Here is a 4,474-nt window from a genome sequence, read left to right on the forward strand (position 1 = left end):
AACTGATAACTGATAACTGATAACTGATAACTGATAACTGATAACTGATAACTGATAACTGATAACTGATAACTGATAACTGATAACTGATAACTGATAACTGATAACTGATAACTGATTTACAGTCGGCGTTCAAGGTTTAACATTTGTCGATAGGTAAGCCAACCACCTGCTACCATAGCTAGAGCAAAAAGACAGAGAAAGCGAAAATGAGAGCTAATATCTTGTAGATTTTCGCCCTTTGCCCAAACAGCAATTAAAGCTTCATTCATGTGGTAGATAGGGTTATATTTAGCCAGAGATAGAATATTGTCGGGGAATAAAGCAGTTGGGAGAAAAACGCCGCCTAAAATTAATAAAGGAACCCCAAAAGTTCCCACCAAAGCATTAACATCTTCTGTTCTTTTCGCCAGTTGAGTACCGAGGATAAATCCTAAACCCACATAGGCGGTGATACTAAGAAAAATAATTAATAATTCTAGAGGAATTGAGCCTTTAAAAGTGGCTCCATACTGTTTAGCAATAGAATAAACTAAAACTGTCTGACAGGCGGCAATCGCACAATGGGCGAGAAAAATGCCGATAAAATAGGAAACACCGCTTAAAGGCGATAAAAATAACCGTTTAATCGTTTGTTGTTCCCTTTCTGCTACTACCGTCGCCACGGTTCCCCCCAAACAACTAAAGAAAAGTGCCGCCCCGACGAGGGTAGGAGGAGTAGCCAGAGCCATCGCCTCGGCAAGCTCAATTTTGCCTTTTTCTGCCATAATATAGCCATTTAAGAGCAGGACAAGGATCGGGAAAATACCCCAGAGGATTAAGCTACGCCCGCGCCGGATTAATTCCACTAAAATTCGTTGAGCGATCGCTAAAATTTCCTGCCAATATTTCATAGAATGTTAGTGTAATTGTTTCTCCCTGTAGAGAAATAAGTTTTTCTACTTTCGACTTAGGCTTATTGTAAGTGTTCCAGAGCTTGATCGGCGCGCAATTTTACCACTATTTCCGCTTCTGTCTCCCGAATCTGTCCTAAAAGTTCCCGAATCGCCCTGCGAAATGCCACCGCCGCAGTTCCTAACCCCTCCAATCCAACGATCGCCGCATATCTAACCACCCACTCTGTATCCCCTTGCAAAAGTTGCTCCAGTGCCGTAAAAACTGCATTCTGAGCCTCAGAAACCCGACTTTCCTCCAAATCAGACCAAATTATATTTCCTAAGCCTCTAGCCGCCCCTCGCCGCACGCTAAAGGAAAAATCACTCACCGCCGCCTCAAGCAATAAGTCCAATCCTCGCACATCGCCAATTCCCGCTAGGGCGCGGGTTGCCCAAGCTCTCGCCCCATAATTATAACCGTCTAGATTGGCCAGTAAATAGGGAACCGCCGCCTTGCCGATGGCGATTAAACCATCCACGGCTGCCACGGAGGCACCGGGGTTGTTATATCTTAGGACATCGGTGAGGGTGGGGATTGCCGCTTCACTTTTAGCCGCTGCTAGATTTTCTACGGCTGTCAGCAACCCGTTAGCTGAGTCGGCTTTTTCGACGGCAATAATTAAAGTTTCAACGGTAGGAAGCATTGGTTATCAGTAGAGGGGATGAGGGGTTAGGGGTGTGGGGTGTGGGGTGTGGGGTGTGGGGAGAAGGGAGAATAAATAAAAATAATCTCCTGACGACTGATTCTTATGTCCTAACCCCACTAACAAACTTTTAAAGATAATTTTATCGCCAAACTTTTTTCTGTAAAATCTGACTAATTTCTTGGGGAAAAGGACAATCATCGGGAAAGTTAAAGGATTGATAATCGGGGTTATCTCGCAAAAGAATCCATACCGTCCGCTACACTAGGGGTGTCAAGCTGTTTACTAAGGCCGTAGGGAAGTTAAAATCCCATTTTGGGATTATCCTAAAATAGGTTTATCTTGGAATTGTTAACTTCTGTGCTAATTAAAGCACGATGAAATCTATTTTTAGTCCAGAGTACCATGTCTTTCGTCGATGCCTGATCGCCGCTCGTAAGGATGCGAATTTAACCCAAGCAGCCCTCGCTAAAGCCATCAAAAAGCCGCAATCTTTCGTTGCCAAATACGAAAATGGTGAAAGAAGATTAGATGTCGTTGAGTTCCTTCTGGTTAGTCGTGTAATCGGTGTAGATCCTTGCGAAATTTTAAGGCAAGTTGAGCAAGCTTGTCAGCCCACATCTTCTGGGGAAGGGTTATGAATACAGAAGATGTTATTAGCCTTGCATCACAATATCTAGATGATTTGTCTGGACATAGATTTGACCTATTAGACATTGCTAGACCAATATCGGTTGCTGCAGCAGTTAATTTAGCCAAAGTAATTTCAAAGCTATCACCACTATTGGGAAATCTGATTGAATTTAACACTGTTGAGTTTTTGAATAAGCAGGAAATATTTGCGCCGTTTGGTGAATGGAAAAGGCAAGATCCAGGATTTCCTGATACTGTCTTCATGGGTAGCATCCAGCCTACCCCCGGATTAGAAATAAAAGCATGGTTCCCATTAGCTACTGAAATAACAGCCCGTTTCAAAGATAGTCAAAATCATTTTCAGTTTGATCAAACCTACGTTTCCCTAATAGCTTGGCTGCCCGAAGCGGTAATTTATGGCAAACCCAAGATTCTAGATGTATGCGTTGTCTCTGGCTTTTCAGTGGCTAAAGCGAGAGATGACCACTATCATAATCCTCCTGATTACCTTGTTCTAGAACCTGAAGATACAACCCAAAGAACAGCAAATTTGCAGCAAACAAATACTAATGGATACAAATTTCAAGGAACGGATGAAGAACTATTTCAAGCTGAAGAAATAGTTAATTCTTGGGGAAATGATGGAAGAATTTATCAGCCTACACAAGAGTATCAAATGCTCTTACGGGAACTGATCACTCGCTTCAAATACAGATTAGACACCAATTTTGCTAAAATGGACAGGATTGTGCATCCAGGAATTGAGGATTTTAAAAAGCGTGTTTATCGAACACAGTTCTCTGGAATGGAAGTTGGACAGTGGAACAGGCTTTTAGCTAGTCGTCGAGAGGAGTTAATTAAATCTGCTTTCAGGGAACACCTTGGCATTAAAGAAGGGAACATTGATGAACTACTTGACTAAACCTTTTGACTCCATAATAGAAATAAGTTTCGTCAATTTCACAAGCGAAAGCTTTTCGATTCAGGATATTGGCAGCTAAAGAGGCACTGAAAAGCCCCCCAAATGGTTCCCAAACCACATCCTGTTCCTCACTTGAAGCTTTAATAATTAATTTCATCAGATCCAGTGGCTTTTGATTTAAGTGAACAGCTTTACCATCCTTAGACTTAATTCGTTCATCATCGCGCAAAGCTGAACGATCCCAAACATTTGTAAAACCATGAGGGCAATTAAATTTAGAGCGCATCTTCTCCCACTCTTTACCTGTTAAAGGACGCTGGCCATTTTTAGAAAAATAGGGTTTTCCCTCTGGGTTTCCGTGTTCGTTGGCATAGAAAACTAATTTTTCAAACATTTCCGGTGGGGGAAAATACCATAAATGTCCTTGGTCAAAATATTTTCTTGTTGCCGCATCTGCGACACCACAAGCTAAATTAGCTTGACGCAAAGGTAAGCCCGATCTTAACCATTCCTTTCGGAGCCATTCTTTAAGTGTTAAGTCAGCAATTTTGACTTCTCTAACGTATTGGACGCAAACCTCTGTAACAACTGGAAAACGCCTTATTTTTTCTGTGTTGACATTACCTGCAATATGACCTTTTCCTTTATTCCATATATTACAATTAACATATCGCCAACCAAATTTCTCAAGTATTGGATGTACCACAGCCCAGCCAATTTCTGAGTTCCAAAACCAAAGAGTTGTATTTGGCAAGGCCAACTTAGACCAAGCTTCCACATGAGGTTCATACCATTCAGGTAAGTCAAGATGATCTGATGTATCACCTTCAAATCCTAAAAGACCGTAGCCTCCGTCTGAGATTATTACTATAGGTTGTTCCCAAGAATCATAATGTTCAATGCTATTACCAAGACTCAGACTAACACTGCTGTTATTCCAAGCTGAAAAAGCCAGTTTCTCAATAAGTTGGACAGTTTTTCCACGCCCAACAGTGCTTGTTGCTTTATTCTTTTTTATACTTGGCAGGCTATGGGAAGGCTCAGGTATATCCATGGATTTTTTTATCGTCTTATAAACAGTATGAATATCAATACTCTATCCTGTTTTAGGATATTTGGCTACCCCATAAACCAATGACCTAGAAACTTAGCCTAAGACTACCAAACTTTCTATCTCCTCGCTCAAGTTTTCCCAGTCAACTTGATCAAAGTTTTTTTGTTTTAACTCACCGTTCGCTTAAATAAAAAAGCGATCGAGGACAAAAAAGGTTAAAATCCTTGTGTAGTAAAGGGTTTGGTTGAAGGAGTTAAGAAAATTCCCACACAGATAAAGTCAGAAC

At 41.3% G+C, this 4,474-nt stretch carries 5 protein-coding genes and 2 pseudogenes; 2 read left to right on the top strand and 5 right to left on the bottom strand.

Annotation, left to right across the window (positions count from 1 at the left end; all coding sequences use genetic code 11):
- Positions 1-119: 119 nt before the first annotated feature.
- From EWV84_RS07350 to EWV84_RS07360, 3 genes and pseudogenes are all read right to left on the bottom strand, one after another.
- Complete coding sequence (locus EWV84_RS07350) at positions 120-893, bottom strand: ABC transporter permease (RefSeq protein WP_002761938.1); 774 nt, start codon at positions 891-893, stop codon at positions 120-122.
- Positions 894-955: 62 nt separating this feature from the next.
- On the bottom strand, positions 956-1,579 hold the full coding sequence (cpcF, locus tag EWV84_RS07355) for a C-phycocyanin alpha-cysteine-84 phycocyanobilin lyase subunit CpcF (RefSeq protein ID WP_286827368.1): 624 nt from the start codon (positions 1,577-1,579) through the stop codon (positions 956-958).
- 142 nt (positions 1,580-1,721) lie between these two features.
- Positions 1,722-1,820: pseudogene (locus EWV84_RS07360) on the bottom strand (DUF29 domain-containing protein); the annotation flags it as partial.
- A 136-nt stretch (positions 1,821-1,956) separates the two neighbouring features.
- On the opposite strand from EWV84_RS07360, the gene EWV84_RS07365 reads away from it, so the two are divergent.
- Positions 1,957-2,220 carry a helix-turn-helix domain-containing protein gene (locus EWV84_RS07365; protein ID WP_287077488.1) on the top strand — a complete coding sequence of 88 codons (264 nt, stop codon included), beginning with the start codon at positions 1,957-1,959 and terminating at the stop codon, positions 2,218-2,220.
- Positions 2,217-3,134, top strand: a complete 918-nt coding sequence (locus tag EWV84_RS07370; protein ID WP_287077489.1) for a hypothetical protein — start codon at positions 2,217-2,219, stop codon at positions 3,132-3,134. Before EWV84_RS07365 ends, EWV84_RS07370 begins: the two co-directional genes overlap by 4 nt.
- Here EWV84_RS07370 and EWV84_RS07375 read toward each other — a convergent pair.
- Entirely contained in the window at positions 3,100-4,188 is a 1,089-nt protein-coding gene (locus EWV84_RS07375; RefSeq protein WP_287077490.1) for a DNA methyltransferase, read from the bottom strand. The genes EWV84_RS07370 and EWV84_RS07375 overlap by 35 nt on opposite strands.
- Before the next feature lie 108 nt (positions 4,189-4,296).
- A pseudogene (locus tag EWV84_RS07380) lies at positions 4,297-4,359 on the bottom strand (DUF29 family protein); the annotation flags it as partial.
- Between the last annotated feature and the right edge of the window lie 115 nt (positions 4,360-4,474).

Source organism: Microcystis sp. M_QC_C_20170808_M3Col, from assembly GCF_007095505.1.
In the GTDB taxonomy this organism is placed as follows: domain Bacteria; phylum Cyanobacteriota; class Cyanobacteriia; order Cyanobacteriales; family Microcystaceae; genus Microcystis.

What these genes read in the sequence shown, in the direction of transcription:
- EWV84_RS07350 (WP_002761938.1), bottom strand. Translation starts at nt 893, where the DNA reads ATGAAATATTGGCAGGAAATTTTAGCGATCGCTCAACGAATTTTAGTG.
- cpcF (WP_286827368.1), bottom strand. Translation starts at nt 1,579, where the DNA reads ATGCTTCCTACCGTTGAAACTTTAATTATTGCCGTCGAAAAAGCCGAC.
- EWV84_RS07365 (WP_287077488.1), top strand. Translation starts at nt 1,957, where the DNA reads ATGAAATCTATTTTTAGTCCAGAGTACCATGTCTTTCGTCGATGCCTG.
- EWV84_RS07370 (WP_287077489.1), top strand. Translation starts at nt 2,217, where the DNA reads ATGAATACAGAAGATGTTATTAGCCTTGCATCACAATATCTAGATGAT.
- EWV84_RS07375 (WP_287077490.1), bottom strand. Translation starts at nt 4,188, where the DNA reads ATGGATATACCTGAGCCTTCCCATAGCCTGCCAAGTATAAAAAAGAAT.